Origin of the sequence: Paenirhodobacter populi, assembly GCF_004022215.1 — a bacterium.
GTDB classification, from domain to species: Bacteria; Pseudomonadota; Alphaproteobacteria; order Rhodobacterales; family Rhodobacteraceae; genus Rhodobacter; species Rhodobacter populi.
Map to the genome: position 1 here is coordinate 66,890 of NZ_SAUZ01000012.1, position 20,968 is coordinate 87,857.

General features: G+C 63.6%; 19 protein-coding genes and 2 pseudogenes. 17 read left to right on the forward strand and 4 right to left on the reverse strand.

The features are described from left to right. Positions 1-21 precede the first annotated feature (21 nt). Entirely contained in the window at positions 22-1,041 is a 1,020-nt protein-coding gene (locus tag D2T30_RS11230) for a LacI family DNA-binding transcriptional regulator (protein WP_128208940.1), read from the forward strand. A 211-nt stretch (positions 1,042-1,252) separates the two neighbouring features. On the opposite strand, the pseudogene D2T30_RS11235 reads toward D2T30_RS11230, so the two are convergent. Together D2T30_RS11235 and D2T30_RS11240 are read right to left on the reverse strand one after the other, a co-directional pair. Next, positions 1,253-1,531: pseudogene (locus D2T30_RS11235) on the reverse strand (transposase); the annotation flags it as partial. Positions 1,532-1,736: 205 nt separating this feature from the next. After that, a pseudogene (locus tag D2T30_RS11240) lies at positions 1,737-2,416 on the reverse strand (IS3 family transposase); the annotation flags it as partial. 334 nt (positions 2,417-2,750) lie between these two features. On the opposite strand from D2T30_RS11240, the gene D2T30_RS11245 reads away from it, so the two are divergent. Genes D2T30_RS11245 through D2T30_RS11275 form a run of 7 tightly spaced genes read left to right on the forward strand, consistent with a single transcriptional unit; the run spans position 2,751 to position 10,612 of the window. Beyond that, a complete protein-coding gene (locus D2T30_RS11245) occupies positions 2,751-3,845 on the forward strand; it encodes a transporter substrate-binding protein (protein ID WP_128208941.1) in 1,095 nt (364 codons plus the stop codon). After that, positions 3,842-4,450, forward strand: a complete 609-nt coding sequence (locus D2T30_RS11250) for an ANTAR domain-containing response regulator (RefSeq protein ID WP_128181700.1) — start codon at positions 3,842-3,844, stop codon at positions 4,448-4,450. Before D2T30_RS11245 ends, D2T30_RS11250 begins: the two co-directional genes overlap by 4 nt. Beyond that, positions 4,443-5,327 (forward strand): ABC transporter permease, encoded by an 885-nt coding sequence (locus D2T30_RS11255; protein WP_128181698.1) that lies wholly within the window; start codon positions 4,443-4,445, stop codon positions 5,325-5,327. The genes D2T30_RS11250 and D2T30_RS11255 overlap by 8 nt, the downstream gene beginning before the upstream one ends. Then, positions 5,327-6,247: an ABC transporter permease gene (locus D2T30_RS11260; RefSeq protein ID WP_128208942.1), complete on the forward strand. Its 921-nt coding sequence runs from the start codon at positions 5,327-5,329 to the stop codon at positions 6,245-6,247. Before D2T30_RS11255 ends, D2T30_RS11260 begins: the two co-directional genes overlap by 1 nt. Before the next feature lie 27 nt (positions 6,248-6,274). Then, positions 6,275-7,885: an ABC transporter substrate-binding protein gene (locus tag D2T30_RS11265; protein ID WP_128181694.1), complete on the forward strand. Its 1,611-nt coding sequence runs from the start codon at positions 6,275-6,277 to the stop codon at positions 7,883-7,885. A 4-nt stretch (positions 7,886-7,889) separates the two neighbouring features. After that, complete coding sequence (locus tag D2T30_RS11270; RefSeq protein WP_128181692.1) at positions 7,890-8,849, forward strand: acetamidase/formamidase family protein; 960 nt, start codon at positions 7,890-7,892, stop codon at positions 8,847-8,849. Continuing rightward, positions 8,846-10,612, forward strand: a complete 1,767-nt coding sequence (locus D2T30_RS11275; protein WP_128208943.1) for an ABC transporter ATP-binding protein — start codon at positions 8,846-8,848, stop codon at positions 10,610-10,612. Before D2T30_RS11270 ends, D2T30_RS11275 begins: the two co-directional genes overlap by 4 nt. A gap of 87 nt (positions 10,613-10,699) precedes the next feature. On the opposite strand, the gene D2T30_RS11280 is transcribed toward D2T30_RS11275, so the two are convergent. Further along, complete coding sequence (locus D2T30_RS11280; RefSeq protein WP_206612929.1) at positions 10,700-10,990, reverse strand: winged helix-turn-helix domain-containing protein; 291 nt, start codon at positions 10,988-10,990, stop codon at positions 10,700-10,702. A gap of 303 nt (positions 10,991-11,293) precedes the next feature. On the opposite strand from D2T30_RS11280, the gene D2T30_RS11285 reads away from it, so the two are divergent. From D2T30_RS11285 to D2T30_RS11325, 9 genes are all read left to right on the forward strand, one after another. After that, on the forward strand, positions 11,294-12,232 hold the full coding sequence (locus tag D2T30_RS11285) for an alpha/beta fold hydrolase (protein WP_206612930.1): 939 nt from the start codon (positions 11,294-11,296) through the stop codon (positions 12,230-12,232). Positions 12,233-12,258: 26 nt separating this feature from the next. Further along, a complete protein-coding gene (locus D2T30_RS11290) occupies positions 12,259-13,377 on the forward strand; it encodes an LLM class flavin-dependent oxidoreductase (protein WP_128208945.1) in 1,119 nt (372 codons plus the stop codon). Beyond that, positions 13,374-13,778: a RidA family protein gene (locus D2T30_RS11295; protein WP_128181684.1), complete on the forward strand. Its 405-nt coding sequence runs from the start codon at positions 13,374-13,376 to the stop codon at positions 13,776-13,778. Before D2T30_RS11290 ends, D2T30_RS11295 begins: the two co-directional genes overlap by 4 nt. Positions 13,779-13,862: 84 nt before the next feature. After that, positions 13,863-14,828 carry a BMP family protein gene (locus D2T30_RS11300; protein WP_128208946.1) on the forward strand — a complete coding sequence of 322 codons (966 nt, stop codon included), beginning with the start codon at positions 13,863-13,865 and terminating at the stop codon, positions 14,826-14,828. A 5-nt stretch (positions 14,829-14,833) separates the two neighbouring features. After that, the gene (locus tag D2T30_RS11305) at positions 14,834-16,327 is read left to right on the forward strand and encodes an ABC transporter ATP-binding protein (protein WP_128208947.1); all 1,494 of its coding nucleotides are present in this window, start codon (positions 14,834-14,836) and stop codon (positions 16,325-16,327) included. Beyond that, positions 16,320-17,411 carry an ABC transporter permease gene (locus tag D2T30_RS11310; protein ID WP_128208948.1) on the forward strand — a complete coding sequence of 364 codons (1,092 nt, stop codon included), beginning with the start codon at positions 16,320-16,322 and terminating at the stop codon, positions 17,409-17,411. Before D2T30_RS11305 ends, D2T30_RS11310 begins: the two co-directional genes overlap by 8 nt. Further along, a complete protein-coding gene (locus D2T30_RS11315; RefSeq protein WP_128208949.1) occupies positions 17,393-18,334 on the forward strand; it encodes an ABC transporter permease in 942 nt (313 codons plus the stop codon). Before D2T30_RS11310 ends, D2T30_RS11315 begins: the two co-directional genes overlap by 19 nt. A gap of 51 nt (positions 18,335-18,385) precedes the next feature. Beyond that, the gene (locus tag D2T30_RS11320) at positions 18,386-18,787 is read left to right on the forward strand and encodes a RidA family protein (RefSeq protein WP_128208950.1); all 402 of its coding nucleotides are present in this window, start codon (positions 18,386-18,388) and stop codon (positions 18,785-18,787) included. Positions 18,788-18,857: 70 nt separating this feature from the next. Continuing rightward, positions 18,858-19,865, forward strand: coding sequence for an aldo/keto reductase (locus D2T30_RS11325; RefSeq protein WP_128208951.1), 1,008 nt, complete (start codon positions 18,858-18,860; stop codon positions 19,863-19,865). A gap of 151 nt (positions 19,866-20,016) precedes the next feature. Here the strand turns inward: D2T30_RS11325 and D2T30_RS11330 are convergent, their stop codons facing one another. Continuing rightward, on the reverse strand, positions 20,017-20,964 hold the full coding sequence (locus tag D2T30_RS11330; RefSeq protein ID WP_128208952.1) for an ABC transporter substrate-binding protein: 948 nt from the start codon (positions 20,962-20,964) through the stop codon (positions 20,017-20,019). Between the last annotated feature and the right edge of the window lie 4 nt (positions 20,965-20,968).

Below are 20,968 nucleotides of genomic sequence, written 5' to 3' on the forward strand. Positions count from 1 at the left end.
AAGACAATCGGAAGTATGCGAATGACGGGGCGGAGCCGACCCAATCTGAAGCAGATCGCAAGCGCACTTGGCCTCTCGGTCACAACTGTTTCGCGCGCCTTGAAGGATGGGCCGGAAGTCCATCCCGAAACCATCGCCCGGGTCAAGGCCGCAGCGCTGGCGGCAGGATACAGCCCCAATCCGCACGGGCTCGCACTGCGCACCGGGCGCAGCAACACGCTGACGGTCGTCTTGCCGCTGGAGACCAATGCCTATCTTGCCGATATCGCCAAGGTTCCGCTGATCGAGGGGATGACGCTTGCGGCGCGCCAGGCGGGCTATACCTTGTCGATCTGCTCGGTCGGGCCGGACGAGGATCAACTCGATGTGCTGCGTCGTCTGCGCCTTTCGGGGGGAACCGATGGGGTGATTGTCACCCGTATCGTCGCAGATGATCCGCGTATCGCCTTCCTGCGCGAGCAGGACCTGCCCTATGTCACTTTTGGGCGCAGCGATAGCGGCATCGATCACGACTATGTCGATATCGACAACGAGGCGATGTGTTACCACGCGGCGGCGACCCTTCTGGCTCAGGGTCACCGCCGCATTGCCCTTCAGCTTCTGTCGCGCGACGATCTGATCGGTGTGGCGCGGGCGCATGGCTTTGCCCGCGCCCATGCCGAGGCCGATATCCCCGTGCTTGACCGTCTGATTGGTTATGGCCATTTTACCATGGGCGAAAGCGAAGCACTCTTCACCCGGCTATTGTCGGAAACCGACCCGCCGACAGCGCTGATCTGTGCAAACGAACTGGGTTTGCTGGGCGCCGTCAGTGCACTGCGCAAGCGCAGTCTGGTCCCTGGACGGGATGTGGCTCTCGTCACACGCGACACCAGCCATATGAGCCGCTATCTGGCAGTGCCGGTGCTGGTGCATTTCGTTGATATGGCCGAAGTCGGGCAGGCCCTGATCAACACCTTGGTAAAGCGCCTCACAAGCCCGTCAAGCGCACCAATCCGGCTACTGCTGCATGGGGGGGTCGAGCAACTCTCCGGTTACTGATCGATACCCTTTCGCTGGAAATTCAGGCGGGTCACAATCGCGAACGCCCTCCTCGATACGGCGATCTCCCTGCATGCTCACCGGATCTCGATCCCAAGGAAATCAATCGACCGCTCACACGAACACGTCGCATTCGCAGTCTCATATCTGCCGCGCTGAAAGCACACCTCCGGTGCGTGGAGGCACGAACCTTCGACTGACTCACTTAGGCTCCCGGCGACATCTGCAATCGGTTCACCCAAGAAGAATGCCGGACCTTCCGGACATAGGCTTCCTGAATGACGGCCGTCAGTGCCTTCCCTGCCGAGCGCCGAGGCTCGAGAAGGAGCGGGGCAGTCCGCGCGCAGGCGTGGAATGCGCAGCTCGACACTGCCGTCACGGGTCTGCCAGTCCCGAGCGTGGTAGCCGTTGCGCAGGCCAGCCGCTCGTCACTCTTTTCGCCGTAGTCGGCGCCAGTCTTGGCACCAACCTCCATCTCCATCATCGCATCGAACTGAAGGGAGACAGCATGCGCCGAAAAAGTGCCAAACCCGGATTGATCCAGACCGAAACCCCCGAAATCATCACCCAGGACGAATGACAGCAGCGCAAGGACCAGCCGTCGGACAATTGTCCGGGTTTTACTGAAACGGCTGTCCGGTTTTCCGAAATCTGAGTTGCTGCTGGTTTCGTAGACAGCGGCTTAAGCGCATAGCGCGGGCCTCGAACTCCTTTGGGCTGAGGTAGCACAGTTTCGAATGCCGCCTGCGCGGGGTGTAGAAGCGCTCGATGTCGTCGAAGACGTCAGCACACGCTTCATTGCGGGTTCGATAACCCTTGATGGCTGTCCATTCGGTCTTCAGCGTTGAGAAGAAGCTTTCTATCGCGGAATTATCCCAGACGTTACCCGCGCGGCTCATCGAGCAGGTAATTCCATTGTCGGCCAGAAGCCGTTGGAACTGTTCGCTTGTATATTGCGATCCCTGGTCTGAGAGATGGAGCGGAGCATCGGCTTTGCCGCGTCGTCACTGAGCGGGGCAGTGCCACCGGTTCGAACGTGCCGCGAAGGCCGTCCTCAGTGCATCCATGACCAGTGATGCATCCCGATCGGCCTTCATGGACCAGCCCAAGGCGCGTCGGGAAAACAGGTCCAGAACGACTGCGACTTAGAACCAGCCTTCCACAGTCCAGATGTAGGTGAAGTCGGCCAGCCATTCTGGTTCCGCCGGTCTGCCTGAAAGTTCCGGTCGAGCCTCGCCGGTTCCTTAGAACCGGTGGCAGTCACCGGCTCGATGTCGGCGATGACCGACCGTTCCCCATCGTCCCCGGGCTTTCCCCGACGCCTGGGCCGCGTTCGTAGGGCATTGATCCGCATCAACCGTTCGATGCGATGAAGCTCACGCTCCGTTCGGAGCCGGGCCTTCGCGCCGTTGCTCGAACCAGTGGCGCAGCCGTGCCGATCTCCCGCCATCGCGGAAGTGTAGCTCGCAGGCGAGTTTCGATACACCCTCGGCCCACTGCTGACGGATCTGCACAATGAATAGTCATATTGGCACGAGAATGCCTGTTTTTCATCAGGTGGCAGGTCTTCCGAGTGCATGACTCCGGCTGCGCTTGACGCTGGGCGGACTCCACGCTGTAGTCGACAGATCATATATGGCAACCACGCCCGTCTTCTGTAAGCCGCATTCGCGGTGACCAGTTGGCGGGTTTTTTTGTTTTGAGGCTTAATGAAGCGGCGCATCAACATCGGCCTGCTCTACTCGCGTTCCGGCAGCTACTCGCTGATTGCAGATGCCTGCCGGATGGGTGTGCTGACAGCGGTAGCCGAGGTGAACGGCGATCAAGCGCTGGACCTGACCTTCGTGCTGACCGAGCGCGACCCGGGTGGCAATATCGACCTATATGGGCCGATGTGCGAGGAAATCCTGCACGACGGCGGCGCCCGCCACGTTTTCGGTTGCGTGACCTCATGGAGCCGGAAAGAGGTCATCCCGGTGCTGGAGAGGGCGGGCGGCACGCTCTGGTACAACCAACCCTATGAGGGGTTCGAGGCATCGGACCATGTGGTCTATAGCCACGCTTGCCCAAACCAGCACCTATTGCCGCTGCTTGGTTGGACCTTCGGACGCTTCGGCCGGCGCGGCTACCTGACGGGATCGAACTACATCTGGGGCTGGGAAATGAACCGGCTGGCTCGCGAACTGATCGCCGATGCGGGCGGCGAGACGCTGGGCGAGCGGTATCTTCCCATCGGATCAACCGAGGTCGATCGGATGATCGACGAAATCCGTGCGACCCGGCCGGATTTCATTCTGAACAACCTGATAGGTGCCTCACAGTATCGTTTTCTGAACGCCTATGCCGAGCTTGGCCGACAGGATAAGCATTTCAGCCCGGATCGTTGCCCTATCCTGTCCTGCAACCTCACGGAATGCGAGTTGCATGCCGTCGGGCCAGTGGCCGAAGGGCTGGTGGCAGCCGGGCCGTATTTCCGCGACGCGCCTGGCCCTGCCGGTGTCGGGCGGTTCGGCTCGTCGCACGAGGCAGCGGGCTATGCCGCGGTATGGCGGCTGGCGCGCCTTCTGGCCGGGCGGCCGGGAGCCGAGAACGCGCCGCTGTCGGAGTTGCTCGCCTCAACAGCCGCGGCCGAAACCGGTATCGACCCCAAGACCCACCACACCGTGCTGCCGGTGCTGATCGCGCAGGCGGAGGGCGGCAGCTTCCGCGTGGTCAAGGACTGCGGCAGCGTCGCTGGCGATCCCTATCTCACCCGGGGCAGGGAACTGGCCTTGCCCGCCCCGCGTCTGAGGGTGGTGCCATGAAACGACGGGTCCGCAGCCAGAACCTTGGCGGGGCGCGAGCGATCCTGTTGCACCGCCCGCACCCGACCGTTCAGGCGCTGGAACGTCAGCTTGCCGCCATTGGCCTTGCGGTCGAGCAATGCTGGCCCGACCTGCCCGCATCGGCCATCGCCGCCGATTTCATCTTTTTCGATGCAGACCACGGCCACGACAGCCAGTTCCCGTGGGAGCCCGGCAATCCCCCCATGCCGATGATCGCCCTGATCGGGTCCGAGGCGCCGGGGCGCATCGAATGGGCGCTGAATGCGGGCGCGGATGCGCAGCTTTTAAAACCCGTGGGGGACGGCGGCGCCTTTTCCGCCCTTCTGACCGCCCGCGCTGCCTTTGAAGCGCGGCAAGCGCTGGCGGCAGAAGTCGCGGCGCTGCGGCAGCGGCTGGATCAGCGGCAGACGGTGGTGCGTGCCGTGGCCATGCTGATGGGCCTCGGCAAGACCGAGGACGAAGCCTATGCCCAGTTGCGCGCCATGGCGATGGCCTGGCGGATCAGCTTCGAGGGCGCGGCAGAACGGGTTGTCGCTGCGCAGCGCGGCCCGGACACGCAGGTGCGGGGCGGACGGGATGACTGACGTTACCGCCTCCGCCACCAAGGCCCCTGCCGGCGCGTTGCGCCGTCTGCTGCGGCGGAAACTGGCGATCCTCGGGTTGGCCATCATCGCGGTCGTGGTGCTGGGCGCCTTGTTTGCGCCATGGATCGCTCCCTACGCGCCCGAGGAACAGCTGTTCGACGGGCTGACGCTGGAGGGCGCGCCGCTTGCCCCCGATGCGACCTTCATCTTTGGCACCGACCTTCTGGGGAGGGACCTTTTCAGCCGGATGCTCTACGGCGCGCAAACCTCGCTGGTGATCGGCGTGGTGGCGAATGGGATCGCTTTGGCCATCGGCACATTGATCGGCGTCACCGCGGGGTTCTTTCGCGGCTGGATCGGCGGCGGACTGATGCGGCTGACCGATTTGATGATGGCCTTCCCCGCGCTGCTGCTGGCGATCTGCCTTGCCGCGATCTTCACCCCCTCGCTCTGGATCGTGGCCATGGTGATCGCGCTGGTGAACTGGGTGCAGACGGCGCGCGTCATCTATACGGAAACCACGGCGCTTGCCGAACGCGAGTTCATCGCGGCCGAGCGGACACTCGGCGCGGGCACGGGGCGGATCCTCTTTCGCCACATCCTGCCGCATCTGGTGCCGACGGTCATCGTCTGGGGCACGCTGGGTATCTCGACGACCGTGCTTCTGGAGGCGACGCTTTCCTTCCTTGGCGTCGGGGTGCAGCCGCCTACGCCCAGCTGGGGCAACATCATCTTCGAGAACCAGACCTATTTCCAGGCGGCGCCCTGGCTGGTCTTCATTCCCGGTGCGGCGATCGTCCTGCTGGCCCTTGCCTTCAACCTCGTGGGCGACGCCCTGCGAGATGTGCTGGACCCGACCCAAAGGGGACGTGACTGATGGCCGCCTATCTTGCCCGCCGCCTGATCCAGTCGGTCCTGATCCTTCTGGGCGTCAGCTTCATCACCTTCCTGCTGCTCTATGTCCTGCCGGCCGATCCGGTCCGCCAGATCGCGGGCCGCGCGGCCACCGCCCAAACGGTGGAGAATATCCGCCAGCAACTGGGCCTCGACCAGCCGTTCCTCGTGCAATACGGGCGGTATCTCGGAAACCTGCTGCACGGCGATCTTGGCCGCAGCTATCTGCAAAAGACCGATGTGGCCGAACTGATCTGGTCGCGCCTGCCTGCCTCGCTGCTGTTGATGGCGGGGGGCATCGCGTGCGAGCTGGTGCTCGGCCTGACTCTGGGCGTGATCGCCGCGCTGTGGCGGGGCCGCGCGCTGGATCAGGGGCTGATGGTCGGCAGCTTTGTCGCCGTTTCGGCACCGCAGTTCGTAGTCGGACTGCTTCTCCTCTATGTCTTTGCGGTGCGGCTGGGGTGGTTTCCCATCGGCGGCTACGGCACATTCGCGCATCTGGTCCTGCCCGCGCTTACGCTGGGGATACTCGGATCGGGCTGGTATAGCCGCATGATGCGCTCCTCGATGATCGAGGTGCTGCGCGCAGACTATATCCGCACGGCCCGCGCCAAGGGGCTGGACCGCGCCCGTGTCATCCTGCGCCATGCCCTGCCCAATGCGATCCTGCCCATCGTCGCCATGATCGGCATCGACATCGGTATCTTCATGGGCGGGATCGTCGTCGTCGAAAGCGTGTTCGGCTGGCCCGGCATGGGGCAGCTCGCCTGGCAGGCGATCCAGCGCGTCGACATCCCGATCATCATGGGCGTCACGCTGGTGTCTGCCACCGCAATCGTTCTGGGCAACCTGCTGGCCGATCTGATCGCGCCACTGGTCGACCCGCGCATCAAACTACGCTGAACAACAAAAACCGACAGGAGAGATAAGATGAAACACTGGCTTGCCTCTACCGCGCTTGCGCTTTGCCTTGCCGTTCCGGCGCTGGCGCAGGACTATACGCCCGATCCGAACGCCAAACCCGGCGGGGCCATCGTGATCACCTACAAGGACGATGTGGCGACGCTTGACCCTGCCATCGGCTATGACTGGCAGAACTGGTCGATGATCAAGTCGATCTTCGACGGACTGATGGACTACGTCCCCGGCTCCACCGCCCTGCGCCCCGGTCTGGCCGAAAGCTATGACCTGTCAGAGGACGGGCTGACCTTCACCTTCCACCTGCGCCCGGGCGTCAAGTTCCACAACGGTCGCGAGATGACTGCCGAGGACGTGAAATATTCGCTGGACCGCGTCACCAACCCCGAAACGCAATCGCCCGGCGCGGGCTTCTTCGGTTCGATCGAAGGGTTCGAGAATGCGGGGCCGGACGGCCTCTCGGGCGTCAAGATCATCGATCCGCTGACGGTCGAGATCAAGCTGTCCCGGCCCGATGCGACCTTCCTGCATGTGATGGCGCTGAACTTCGCCTCGGTCGTGCCGAAAGAGGCGGTGGATGAATACGGCGCCGATTTCGGCAAGCATCCTGTCGGCACCGGCGCCTATTCGCTCGCCGAATGGACCATCGGGCAGCGTCTTGTCTTCGCCAGGAACGAGACCTACTGGCGCGCCGGCGTGCCCTATCTGGACCAGATCACCTTCGAGGTCGGGCAAGAGCCGGTCGTGGCCCTGCTTCGCCTGCAGAAGGGCGAGGTCGATGTGCCCGGCGACGGCATTCCGCCGGCGAAATTCACCGAAGTGATGGCCAACCCGGATGAGGCATCGCGCGTGGTCGAGGGCGGGCAGCTCCACACCGGCTATATCACCATGAACGTGACGCAGCCGCCCTTCGACAAGGTCGAGGTGCGTCGTGCGGTCAACATGGCGCTGAACAAGGAGCGGATCGTCCAGATCATCAACGGGCGCGCCGTGCCTGCGAACCAGCCGTTGCCGCCCTCGATGCCCGGCTATGCCAAGGACTACAAAGGCTATGCCCACGATCCCGAAGGGGCGAAGAAGCTGCTGGCCGACGCGGGATATCCCGACGGGTTCGAAACCGAGCTTTACGTGATGAACACGGACCCGAACCCGCGGATCGCGCAGGCGATCCAGCAGGATCTGGCGGCCATCGGCATCAAGGCCTCGCTGCAGAACCTTGCGCAGGCCAACGTGATCGAGGCCGGCGGCGCGGGCACCGCGCCGATGGTCTGGTCGGGCGGCATGGGCTGGATCGCCGACTTCCCTGATCCGTCGAACTTCTATGGCCCGATCCTCGGCTGCGCGGGCGCGGGGGAGGGCGGCTGGAACTGGTCGAAATACTGCAACGAGGCGCTGGATGCCGAGGCGGTCAAGGCCGACAGCTTCAAGGACCCCTCGGATCCTGCGCGCCTTGCGATGTGGTCCGACATCTATGTGAAAATCATGGACGATGCCCCCTGGGCGCCGGTCTTCAACGAACAGCGCTATACGATGAAATCGCCCCGCATGGGCGGCGAGGATGCGCTCTATGTCGATCCGGTTTCGATCCCGATCAACTATGACTATGTTTTCATAAAGGAATAAGGCCATGTGCAAGGCCTGCAACTATACCATCCACGGCGCGCAGCATCACTTTGGCTGGGACAATTCATTTGTTCCGGTCGAAAGGGTGGCGCCGGGATCGACCATTCTCTTTCACTGTCACGATTCCTCGGCGGGCCAGCTTGGCCCGTCGTCGAAACTGGCCGATGTGGCGGCGCTGGACTTCGGCAAGATCAACCCGGTTTCCGGCCCGATCTTCGTTGATGGTGCCGAGCCGGGCGATGCGCTGAAGGTCACCATAGACAGCTTTGCTCCGCAGGCGGTTGCAGGGCGTGGGTGGGGATGGACCGCGAACATCCCGGGTTTCGGCCTTCTGGCCGACCAGTTCACCGATCCGTCGCTGATCGTCTGGGACTTTGATCCGGCAACGTTGGCGCCTGCTCTCTGGTCCAGTCAGGCGAAGATCCCGTTGAAGCCCTTTGCCGGCACAATCGGCTGCGCACCGGCCGAGCCGGGGCATCACTCGGTTGTCCCGCCCCGGCGGGTAGGCGGCAATCTTGACATCCGCGATCTGGCGGCGGGCACCACTCTCTACCTGCCGGTCGAGGTGGCGGGGGCGCTCTTCAGCGTTGGCGACACCCATGCCGCCCAAGGCGATGGAGAGGTCTGCGGCACGGCCATCGAAAGCCCGATGGATGTAGTCCTGAAGCTTGATCTGGTGAAGGGCGCCAATCTGAAACTGCCGCGCTTCACGACACCCGGGCCGGTCACCACCCATCTCGACGCCAAGGGCTATGAGGTCACGACCGGGATCGGTCCCGATTTGATGAGCGGCGCGCGCGATGCGGTGGCGGGGATGGTCGACCTTCTGACCGCCACGCACGGCATGTCGGCGGTCGAGGCCTATATGCTCTGTTCCACCTGCGGCGACCTGCGGATATCCGAGATCGTCGACATGCCAAACTGGGTGGTCAGCTTCTACTTCCCTCGCGCCGTTTTCGAATGACCGAGGGGAGGCCATCGGCAGGCGCAGGGGCGCCGGTTCTTTCGGTGAGGGGCCTGACCGTCTCGATCGGGCACAAGCCGCTGGTCGAGGGGCTGTCTTTCGATCTTGCCCGCGATGAAACCCTCGCCATCGTGGGCGAGAGCGGGTCGGGCAAGTCGATCACCTCGCTGGCGGTTATGGGCCTGCTGCCCCCGCAGGTGCGCGCGACCGCCGGGCAGGTGCTGTTCGACGGCCGCGATCTGCTGGCCCTTCCCGAAAGCGCGCTGCGGCCCATCCGCGGTGGGCGTATCGCGATGATCTTTCAGGAGCCGATGACCAGCCTCAACCCTGTGATGACCGTGGGCGCGCAACTGGTCGAAGCCATCACGGCGCATGAGCCGCTGCGGCGGGGCGAGGCACGCGCCCGTGCGGTTGCGGCGTTGAAATCGGTGCGGATCTCGCAGGCGGAACGACGGTTGGCGCAGTATCCGCACGAGTTGTCGGGCGGGATGCGCCAACGGGTGATGATCGCCATGGCGCTGGCGCTGAAACCCGATGTGCTGATCTGCGACGAGCCCACGACCGCGCTGGATGTGACGGTTCAGCGCGAGGTGCTGGATCTGCTGCGTGACCTTCAGCGCCAGACCGGGACCGCGCTGATCCTGATCACGCATGACATGGGCGTTGTCGCCGAAATGGCAGACCGGGTGATCGTGATGAAATCCGGGCAGATGGTCGAGGGAGGCTCCATTGCCAGCATCTTCGCCGCGCCTCGCGCACAGTATACCCGTGATCTTCTGGCGGCGGTGCCGCGGATGGGCGATGGCTCGGGCGCGATCCCGGTCGCCAAGGCGCCGCCGGTTGCGCGGCTGCATGACGTGCAGGTCGGCTTCGACATTCGGGGCGGTATCCTTCAGCGCGTGACCCACCGCGTCCATGCCGTCGAACATGTCAGCCTCGAGATCCTGCCGGGCGAGACCTTCGCAATCGTCGGCGAGAGCGGCTGCGGCAAGTCCACGCTTGCCAGGGCCATCGCTGGCCTTGTCCCCCATCAGGGGCATATCGAGGTCGCGGGAAAGCCACTGGCGGGGCTGACGGTCGAGGGGCGGCGCGCCATTTGCCGCGACGTGCAGATGGTGTTTCAGGATCCGATGGCCGCGCTCGACCCCCGGATGCGCGTCGGCGATCTGGTGGCGGAGCCGCTGGTGATCCACGGGATCGGCAGCCCCATGGAACGCCGCGAGCGCACCGAAGACCTCTTTGACCGCGTGGGCCTGCCCCGCGACACACTGGACCGCTATCCGCACGAGTTCTCGGGCGGCCAGCGTCAGCGGATCTGCATCGCCCGAGCACTGGCCCTGAAGCCAAAGCTGATCATCTGCGATGAAAGCGTCTCGGCCTTGGACGTTTCGGTCCAGGCCCGGGTGCTGGCGCTTCTGAACGAGCTGAAGGCCGAATTCGGGCTTTCTTATCTTTTCATCAGCCATGACATGGCGGTGGTGGAGAATATCGCCGATCGGGTTGGCGTCATGTATCTGGGTCAGATCGTCGAAACCGGTACCCGGGCGCAGGTGTTCGGCAATCCGCAGCATCCTTACACCCGCCGTCTGATCGAGGCGGTGCCGGTTCCTGACCCAGCATATCGGCGTATGCCCGCAGCTCGGCTGACAGGAGAGGTGCCAAGCCCCATCCTTCCGGTGGGAGTGTCATCCGTTCGGGTCTCTCTAGCGGATATCGGGGGCGGCCATCTGGTCGCGATAGATGAAGGGGGACCGGGCCAATAGCCTGTCCGGCACGCAGAAGAAGACCCGACTAGGTGTTTGATCCCATGGTGTGATGGTGCGATCCTTTCTCCGGAATGGCAGGAAGCATCATGGGCCAGGTTCGTCACGGGAGCGCCACAACCTCGGCTCGCCAAGCCCGCGCAGGGTGGCAATCTCGACGGCCGCACCGTCGATATTCTTGCGTAACCGGTGAACGTAAATCTCGATCGCGCTTGGATCTGTCTCTGCGCCAAGGCCGAAGATGCTGCCCGACAGTGCCGATTTGGTGACGGTGCGCCCGGTCTTGAGAATGGGATATTCGAGCACGGCATATTCGCGCGGGGTCAACGCGAGCGGCGCCTCCGCCAGCCGGAATTGCCGTGTCGTGGTATCGAGCAAGAGATCGCCCACCGCCACTTCGGGAGGGCGGCGGCCTCCGCTGAGGCCTTGCGCAACACATCAGCCAGAAGCTGTGGCGCGTTGAGCAAGAGCCTGTTGCTGAAGTTGAAACGGCTGGTTTGAAAGGCTCCGGCCTCCATGTCCGCGCCAAGCTAGACGTAGCCCCCACGCATCGCAAGGAAGGCCGACTTTGGAAAGGGGATTGTCCGGCCGCCATCGCTCGCGACAGTATCCTCCAGGGGGCTAGGTGCTTCCTCGCCGCGGGATATGAGGCCGATTAAATGCTACACGCTCTAATGCGGTATGGCCTCTTTGTGTTCTGTTTTTCGCAACACGAAGCTTCGCACTCTCGACTACGTCCTCCATGGCCAGAGGGGCATGATGGTCCCGAACTATCGGAGTGCCGCCGGATATGGGCGGCATGTGAGGATTGACATGCCCAGTATCGCGACCAATGGAATCCAGACCCATTTCGAAATGAAAGGGGAGGGTGCGCCTGTCGTTCTGGTCTCGGGGCTGGGGGGGACGGGCGCTTACTGGGGGCCGCAGATCGAGGCATTGTCGAGGCAGTATCAGGTCATCACTTATGATCAGCGTGGCGCGGGCGGCTCGGATCATCCCGACATGGCCTACAGCATCGAGATGCTGGCCGATGATTTGGAGGCGCTGATTTCTGCGCTCGGTGTTGAACGTCCGGCGCTGATCGGTCATTCGACCGGCGGCGCGATCGGCCAGATTCTGGCCGCGCGCGGCCCCGATATGCTGCGCGGCATGGTGCAATATGCCAGCTGGTCCAAGTCTGATGCGCATTTCAACTGGGTTTTCCGGCTGCGCCGCGCACTGTTGGCAAATGCCCCGATAGAGGAATATGTCCACGGCTCGGCCCTGTTCCTTTACCCGCCCGAGCATGTGCAACAGGGTGGAGTGGCGCTGTCCGAGCGGCTGCTCGATTCGGTCAGGACCTTTCCAGATCCCGCGATCATCATGCGCCGGATCGATGCGATCACGGCCCATGACGCGATGGCGGTTCTTGGCCGCATCCGTATCCCGACCCTTGTGATCTGCGCCAATGACGACATTCTGACACCGCCCTATCAGGCCCGCATTCTGGCTGAGGCCATCCCGGGGGCCGAGCTGCAGGTGTTGCCTGAGGGTGGACACAGCCTGTCGGAAACGCAGCCCGAAATCTTTAACCGTATTGTGCTGGACTTTCTGGCCAGCATCACGGCAACCGCAGCCTGAACCGCCACAGTCAAAGGTAGAAGACCATGCTCGACACCAGCGAAAAAACCACTGAACTGGGGGTGTTCCTTCCCGTCGGCAACGGCGGCTGGATCACCTCGACCACCAGCCCGCAACTGCCTGCGACCTATGACTACAATAAGCAAGTGGCGATCCTTGCCGAAGAGATGGGCTTTGACTTCGCCCTCGCAATGGCAAAATGGCGCGGTTACGGCGGCCCGTCGAAACATTGGGACATCACCCTTGAAAGCATGACCGCCATGGCTGGCATCGCCGAGGCCACCAGCCGCATCGGTGTCTGGGGCACGGTGCACACCATGGTCTTCCATCCGGCAGTGGTGGCGAAGATGACGGCCGTCATCGACCAGATCTCGAAAGGGCGCTTTGGGCTCAACATCGTGTCGGGCTCGAACCCGTCGGATCAGGGACAGATGGGGCTGTGGATGGACCTTGACCATGCCGAGCGCTACGAACTGGCGGAGGAATGGCTCAGCGTGCTCAAGCGGCTGTGGACCGAAGAACGGGTCGACCACAAAGGCAAGCATTACGAGCTGATCGACTGCATGTCGAACCCGAAACCCTCGGTTCAGCCGCCGATCATCTGCGCCGGCGCCTCGGATCGCGGGTTCCTGTTCACGATGGAGCATTGCACCGGCAGTTTCATGCTGGGCTCGGACCACGATGACTTCATCAAGACCGGCCTGCGCGCCAAAGAGCTTGCCGCTCAGCAGGGTAAGCCCGGTTTCAAGACCTATGGGCTGTTCACCATCGTTCCCGGTGCCACCGATGCCGAGGCGCGCGAGCGCGTGGCCTATTATGACAGTGGTGTCGACACGATCGCGCTCGACAACCAGACGCGGGAATATTCCGGCGACAAGAGCTTCAAACAGAACACCATGGCGCAGCGTTTCGTTTCGCAGGGCGAGAGCCGTAACTCCATGACGCGCGCCGCGCTTGTCGGCTCGTCCGAGACGATCGGGCGCAAGCTGGCCGAGATCGTCAAGGGTGCACAGCTCGACGGCGTGACGGTGATCGTGCCCGACTTCATCGATGACCTGCGCACCGTCGGCACCGAAGTGGTCGAGGTTCTGGCCCAGAACGGCGTGATGACCAACGCCTATACCCACCAGAAGGCCGCCCAATGACCGATCATCCGCAAGGCCCGTTCAATCCCGCCGGGTTGAAACAGCAAAGCTATTACAACCACGCCATTCTGCGCCCCGGCCAGCCGGTCTTTCTGACCGGCCAGGTTGCCTGGGACGAGGCGGGGGAGGTGGTGGGCATAGGCGACATCGACGCCCAGGCCCGCAAGATCTGGGAGAACATCGGCCATGCCCTCAAGGGTCTGGGCGTTGGTCCCGAGGCGGTGGTCAAACTGACCACCTTCGCAGTGTCGCGCGATGCAATCCCGGCACTGCACCGTGCCCGCGAGGCCTTCTTCGCCGGCTATGATCTGCCTGCCTCGACCTTCGTCATGGTGGCGGGATTGGCCGAGCCCGAGCTGCTGGCCGAAATCGAGGCGACAGTGATGCTGCCGCAGGGTTGATCCACTTCACGCGTCCGCCCTTCTGCCCCAATAAAACTATCGAAACAGCCGCCATCAAAGGCGGCGTCACAGGGAGACTGACCAATGAAAACCAACACCTTTCTTGCCACACTGGCTGCGGGCGCCCTGGCGCTGGCCTCGGCCGCAGCTGCGCAGGATGCCCCACCCCGCGTCGCGGGCCTCTTCACCCAGACCGTCACTCAGGGCTCGTGGGACGTAGCCGGTTACGCCGGGTTCAAAGCGATGGCCGAAGCTCAGGGCTTCAACGCCAGCTATCTTGAGCATGTGACCTACGAATCCGCGCCGGCCGCATTGCGCCAGCTGGCCTCGGACGGTGTGGCGATGATCATCGCCCATTCCTCGGGCTATTCGGCCGCGATCAAGGAGGTGGCGCCGTCGTTCCCCGATACGCAGTTCGTCCTTTATTCCTATGAGGGTTCGACGGACGGGCTGAAGAACTATTCCGCATGGTCGGTAGACTGGGACGAATACGGATTTGTCCTTGGCGTTCTGGCGGCTTCGGCGAGCAAGTCGGGCCATATCGCGGTGATCGGCGGCGAGCCCATCCCTTCGGCCGAGCGCACGATGGAGTTCATCAAGAAGGGTGCGGCCTATGTCGACCCGGCCGTTACGGTCGAGACCGCCTATGTCGGCTCGTTCAGCGATGTCGCCCGGGCCAAGGAAATCGCAACCGGCCTGATTGCGCGGGGCGCGGACTTCCTGATCCCCTCGGCCGATACCGCCGATGCGGGCATTCAACAGGCGGCTGACGAAGAGGGCGCGCTGACGATCGGTTCGTATTCCGATCAGTCGGCTGCCTATCCCAACGCGGTGATGACCTCGACGGTGATGAACTTCGCCAAATCCTATGGCGAGATCGGCGCCGAGTTCACCGCCAAGACGCTGGGCGACAAGATCGTGACCGAGAACCTTGCCTCGTCGGGCTGGACTCTGTCGCAGCCGTTCCAGCATGTTGATGCCGCGGTCGAGGCCAAGGTCTTTGCCGTCATCGACGAGCTGAAGGCCGGCAAGATCGACCTGTACAAGTAAGCGCCATGTCCGCCCCGATCATCAAATGTGACCATGTCTCGAAACGCTATCCCAACGGGTTTCTGGCGCTTGAGAATGTCACGGTGGACCTATATCCCGGTGAGATCCACGCCTTGCTGGGCGAGAACGGGGCGGGCAAATCCACGCTCATGAACATCCTTTACGGGGTTCATGAACCCACGGGCGGCGGGCTGCTGCTCAATGGACGCGAGGTGCGCCACACCCGGCCGGGCGACGCGATCGCCAACGGGATCGGCATGGTGCACCAGCATTTCAAACTGGTCATGCCCTTCACCGTAGCCGAAAATCTGGCGCTGGTCGCAAAGGGAGCGGCCCGGGCCCGGCTGCGCCGTCATGCGGATGTGCGCACCTTCATGGCCGAATTCGGGATCGAGCTCGACCCGGGGGCGGTGTTGGGCGATCTGCCGCTGGCACTGCAACAAAGGGTCGAGATTCTCAAGGCGCTGGTCAATGAAAGCCGCATTCTGCTGCTGGACGAGCCCTCGACGATTCTGGCCCCGTCTGAAGTGGGGGCGCTTTACGACACGCTGCGCCGGATCCGCGACCGCGGCACCGCGGTGGCGGTGGTTACCCACAATGTCGACGAGGTACTGGCCAATGCCGACCGCTATACCGTGCTGCGCCGCGGACGCACCGTCGGCACAGGGCATATTGCCGGGGCTGATGCCGACGCGCTGGTCGAGCTGATCGTGGGGCGCAGCGTGGCCACCGGCAGCCGGATCGGGCCGTATCGGACGGGCGGTGAACCGCGGCTGGTGCTCGCTGGGGTGAGCATCAGGCCAGGCCGCGGCTCTCCGGGGCTGAGCAATGTCGATCTTGAGTTGCGCGCAGGCGAAGTCGTGGGGGTGGCGGGCGTCGAGGGCAATGGACAGACCGAACTTTTCGAGTTGCTGGCGGGTCAGCGCCTGCCAGATCAGGGACGTATTACCCTTCCCAAGGCGGTGGCACTGGTCCCGCAGGACCGGCACCACGAGGGGCTGTCGCTCGATCTGCCGGTGTCGCAGAATCTGCTCTACTCTGAGATCATGCGCAGGCGGTACCGGCGTGCGGGACTGCTGGATCATGCGGCCATCGGCAACCGGGCCGAGGCGATGATCGAGGCCGCCGACATCCGCACCAGATCGCATGCCACGCCTGCCCGCGCGCTGTCGGGCGGCAATCAACAAAAGATCGTTCTGGCCCGCGCCATGGCCGAGGATGCGCCGGTCATCGCCGTCTATCAGCCGACGCGTGGCCTTGATGTCGCGGCGGCCGAGGCGGTGCTGGCCCGGCTGGCTGAGGCGGCCGACCGCGGCACTACAGTGGTGATGATTTCGTCCAATATCGAAGAGCTGATCCGGGTTTCGGACCGCATCGTCGTCCTGAACGGGGGGCGCGTCACCGGCGAGGTTTCGGGTGCGGGCATGGTGATCGAGAAGATCGGGCCGCTGATGACGCGGGCGGTTGCGCCCGGGAAAGAGGGGGTGGCACATGGCTGAACCGATGGCAGACCAGATGGGCGCGGCACTTGGCCTGATCCGGCGGGCTCTCTCGGTGCCGCTTTCGATGCGGGTCACGCTGGCGGCCTTTGCCGGATCGCTGGTGATCGGGCTGATGCTCATCGGGCTCTTGGGCGTGCCGCTCGGGGCTGCGGCGCGGGTGGCTGCGGCGGGGGCATTTGGCGATATGCGCGCCATCAGCGATACGCTCGTGTTCATGACGCCACGGCTGCTGGTGGCACTGGGCGCATTGGTGGCGATCCGCGGCGGCATGTTCAACCTTGGTGGCGAGGGCCAGCTGCAGATGGGAGCCATCGGCGCCATGCTGCCCTTTCTGGCCTTCGGCGACATCGGCGTTGCGCTTCTGCCGCTGGCCATCCTGTCGGGGGCGATCTGCGGCGGGATCTGGGCCACGATCCCGGCGCTGCTCAAACTGTGGCGCGGCGCGGATGAGGTGATCGTGACGCTGCTGATGAACTTCATCGCGATCTTCTTCCTGAAATACCTTGTTCAGGGGCCGATGCAGCCCGTGGGGTCGAACTTCAACATGTCGGCGCAGCTGCCCAGTGCAGGCACTCTTCCGTTGCTGATCGAGGGGACGCGGCTGCATCTGGGAGTGGTCCTGGCTTTGGTCGTGGCATTCGGTGTCTGGGTGATGCTGCAGCACACGGCCTTTGGCCTTGCGCTGCGTGCCAGCGGTGCAAGCCCGGGATTTGTCCGCCTGCAGGGCCAGTCGGCCGGGCGCATGATCGTCTCGAGCATGGCGATTTCCGGCATGATCGGCGGGCTGGCCGGAGCTTTCGAGGTCTTGGGCGTGCAATACCGGCTGATCGACGGCTTTTCGGCAGGCCTCGGCTTCGAGGGGTTGGCGGTGGCTTTCCTTGCCGGGCTTGAACCCATGGGGGCGGTGGTCGTCTCGCTCTACTTCGGGGCGATCAACAGCGCGACGCTCTCTCTGCAAAGCCAGCTGTCGATTCCCTCGGCACTGGCCGAGATCCTCAGCGGCCTGCCCATCATCCTGCTTGCCGTGATCAGCGGCGTCCTGCTTGCGAAAGGGAGGCCTGTATGGACTTCGACGCGGTAACCATCGCGCTGTTTCTGGCGGCGGGTGTCCGGCTGTGTCTGCCCGTTGCACTGGCCGCACTTGGCGAGGCGGTGTCCGAGCGGGCGGGCGTCTTCACCATCGGGCTTGAAGGGCTGATGCTGTTCGGTGCGGTCGCTTCGGCTGTTGGGCTGGCCATGACCGGCTCACCCCTCATGGCGCTGGTCATCGGGACGGGCGGGGGAGCGGCTGCGGCATTCGTCCTGGCGCTCGGCACAGTGCTGGCGCGCGCGAACCAGATCGTCATGGGGATAGGTTTCAACCTGCTGGCCATCGGGGCGACCTCGCTCATCCGGCAGCTGGTGCTGACGAATGCACCGCCCACGGGCTCTTTGCGGACGGTCACGATGATGAAGTTGCCGTGGCTTGCCGATCTTCCGGTGGTGGGACGGGCGTTCTTTTCGCAAAGTCCGGTCTTCTATCTGGCCGTGGTGATCGCGGTTCTGCTGTGGGCGATGCTGCGCTACAGCCGTCTTGGGCTGGTGCTGCGTGCGGTGGGCGAAAATGCGGCCGCCACTGATGCCGCCGGCCTGCCGGTCCTGCCGATACGGATGGGGGCTGCCGTCTTTACCGGGGTGATGGCGGGGCTGGGGGGAGCCACGCTTTGCATCGTCGCTTCGGGCGGCACGTTCGTCGACAACATGACGGCCGGGCGCGGCTATCTGGCCATCGCCATCGCGATCTTTGCCCGCTGGAAGCCCGTCCGGGTGATGCTCGTGGCCTTTGTCCTTGGTCTGCTCGAGGCGCTGCAGTTCCAGGGCCAGTACCTTGGCATCCAGATCGCCACTCCCCTTTTGATGGCGGCCCCTTTCGTGGTGGCGCTTATCGCCTGGATCGCCATTGGGCGCGCGGGTGCCGCGCCGGCCGATCTGGGCCGACCCTTCCTGCGCGGCGAGCTGCGCTGAAATCCATACCCAAGGGGCACATCCTGTGCCTCGAAATCCAGGAGACTGACAATGAACCAAGCAATCAATCCCGAAGGTTGGACCATCGGCAAGACCGCGACCGGCCTGAACCACCTGAACTGGGGTATGAAGGCAGGCAACCACGTCTATGTCGCAGGCATGTTGTCGACCGATCCGGTCGACGGTTCGATCATCGGCGTGGGCGACATCGAGGTGCAGACGCACCGTGTTCTAGACAGCATCAAGGTGGTGCTTGAAGCCGCAGGTTCGAGCATGGACCATGTGGTGATGAATCAGATCTTCCTGCGGGACATGAACGACTATCACAAGTTCAACAACATCTACGTCACCTATTTCCCGAACCTGCTGCCGGCCCGCTTCTGCGTCAAGCTCGAGATGGTGCGCCCCGAATTCCTGGTCGAGATCGCGACCACGGCCGTCATTCCGGCCTGATGCGCCGGGACGCCGGGGCCTGTGTCCCGGCGTCGCCCCCAAGGCCCGAAAGAACAAGGACAACAGGACCATGGATTACAGATACCTCGGCCGCAGTGGCCTCAAGGTCTCCGAGCTGTGCCTCGGAACGATGATGTTCGGCGGTGCGACGGATGAGGCGGAGTCGGGACGCATCATTGCCGCTGCGCGCGATCGCGGCGTGAATTTCATCGACACCGCCGATATCTACAACGGTGGCGAGTCCGAGCGCGTCGTCGGCCGCGCCATTTCGGCCGAGCGCGACCACTGGGTTCTTGCCACCAAGGTCGGCAACCCCATGGGCTCGGGCCCCAACCAATCGGGCATGTCGCGCAAATGGATCCGCGAGGCGACCCATGGCTCGCTCAGGCGATTGGGGACCGATTTCATCGACATCCTCTACATGCACAAGGCTGATTTCAATGCCCCTCTGGAAGAGATGGTGCTGGCCTTTGCCGAGCTGATCCGCGAGGGCAAGATCGGTTATTTCGCCGTTTCGAACTTCAAGGCCTGGCGCCTGGCCGAGACCGCCCGTATCGCGCGGGATGCCGGCATCACTGGCCCCGTCGCCTCGCAGCCGCTCTATAACCTCGTCAACCGCGAGGCCGAGGTCGAGCATTTCCCCGCCGCCGCCCATTTCGGTGTGGGGACGGTCTGCTACAGCCCGCTGGCCCGTGGCATCCTGACCGGGAAATATCGCCCCGGTGTGGCGCCCGATGCCACCACCCGCGCAGGCCGCGCCGACCCCCGGATGCTCGAGGCAGAGTGGCGCCCGGAATCGTTGGAGCTGGCTGCCAAGCTGGCCGACTATGCGGTCTCGACCGGGCGGCATCCCGCGCATTTGGCCCAGGCCTGGGTTATGCGCAACCGCCTTGTCACCAGCACGCTGGTCGGACCGCGCACCTTCGCGCAATGGGAAGACGGCCTGGCCGCGCTCGATACCCCGTGGTCGGCTGAGGACGAGGCCTTCTGTGACGCGCTCGTCTCGCCCGGCAAGGGGTCCAGCCTCGGCCCGGTCGATCCGCATCATCCGATCGAGGGGCGTATCGCGCGCCTGTAACGATATGGTGGGAGCTCTCCCACCCTAAAACGGAAAAGCCCCCCATTCTTGCCAGAAGGGGGGCTCTTCTCTTGGCCATATGGCCCGCGGGTTATGGGGTCACGGATTGGGGGGAGCCAGAGGGGGATATGTCCTGAGAACCCCTAAGTGATCACTCGGTCTCGACGGCATAATCCATCACGTTGACATCCTCGCCGATCAGCTTGTGCTCCTTGAGGAAGGCACCATATGCCTCGTACCGTTCGACATCGAGCTTGCCGGGATCATTGGCAAAGAAGGGCAGAGTGTCGATCCACGCGGTCTTGTAAAGGTCGGTGTTCATGTCGGGGTAATCCTTGATGAACCGCTCCCAGGTCTCTTGCGGATGGGCGCGCAGGTATTCGGTGCCCTTCTTGAGCGCCGCGACAAAGGCCTTGATCTTGGGATCGTCGGACTTGTCGGCCGCCGACAGCACGATCAGTTCATCATACATCGGTGTGCCATGCTCTTCGACCGGGAATATGATGGGCGTGGCGCCCTGTTCCCGGATCTCGGTCGCCTCGAAGTTGCGATAGCCGCCGATCACCGCATCGACCTGACCCGTCAGCAGGCCCGCGACCAACTGAAAGTTCACGTTGACCATCTCGACGTCGTCAAGGCTCAGGCCGGCCGAGGAGAGCATGCCGCCAAGCGTGGCCTCTTCGACGCCGCTGACCGAAAAGCCAACCTTCTTGCCCTTGAGATCCTCAAGGCTGGTGATGCCCTTGCCCTCGACGGTTGCCAGCACGTTCAGCGGCTGGTCGACCAGCGTGGCCACCCGCTTCACCGGCAGCTGTTCTTGCGCCAGCATGTAAAGCTGCGGCTGATAGCTGATGGCGATGTCGCCCTGACCGGCCGCGACCAGGCGCGGCGGCATCGAGGGATCCGAGGGCTGGATGATCTCGACATCGAGGCCCGCATCCTTGAAGGCACCGATCTGCTCGGCCACGATCAGCGGTGCATGGTCAGGGTTGATGAACCAGTCGAGCAGGACGGTCAGTTTTTCCTGTGCATAGACCGGGGCGGCGGTCATCAGCATCGCCGCACAGCCCAGTATCGGCAGGCTTTTTCTCAGTTTCATCTGT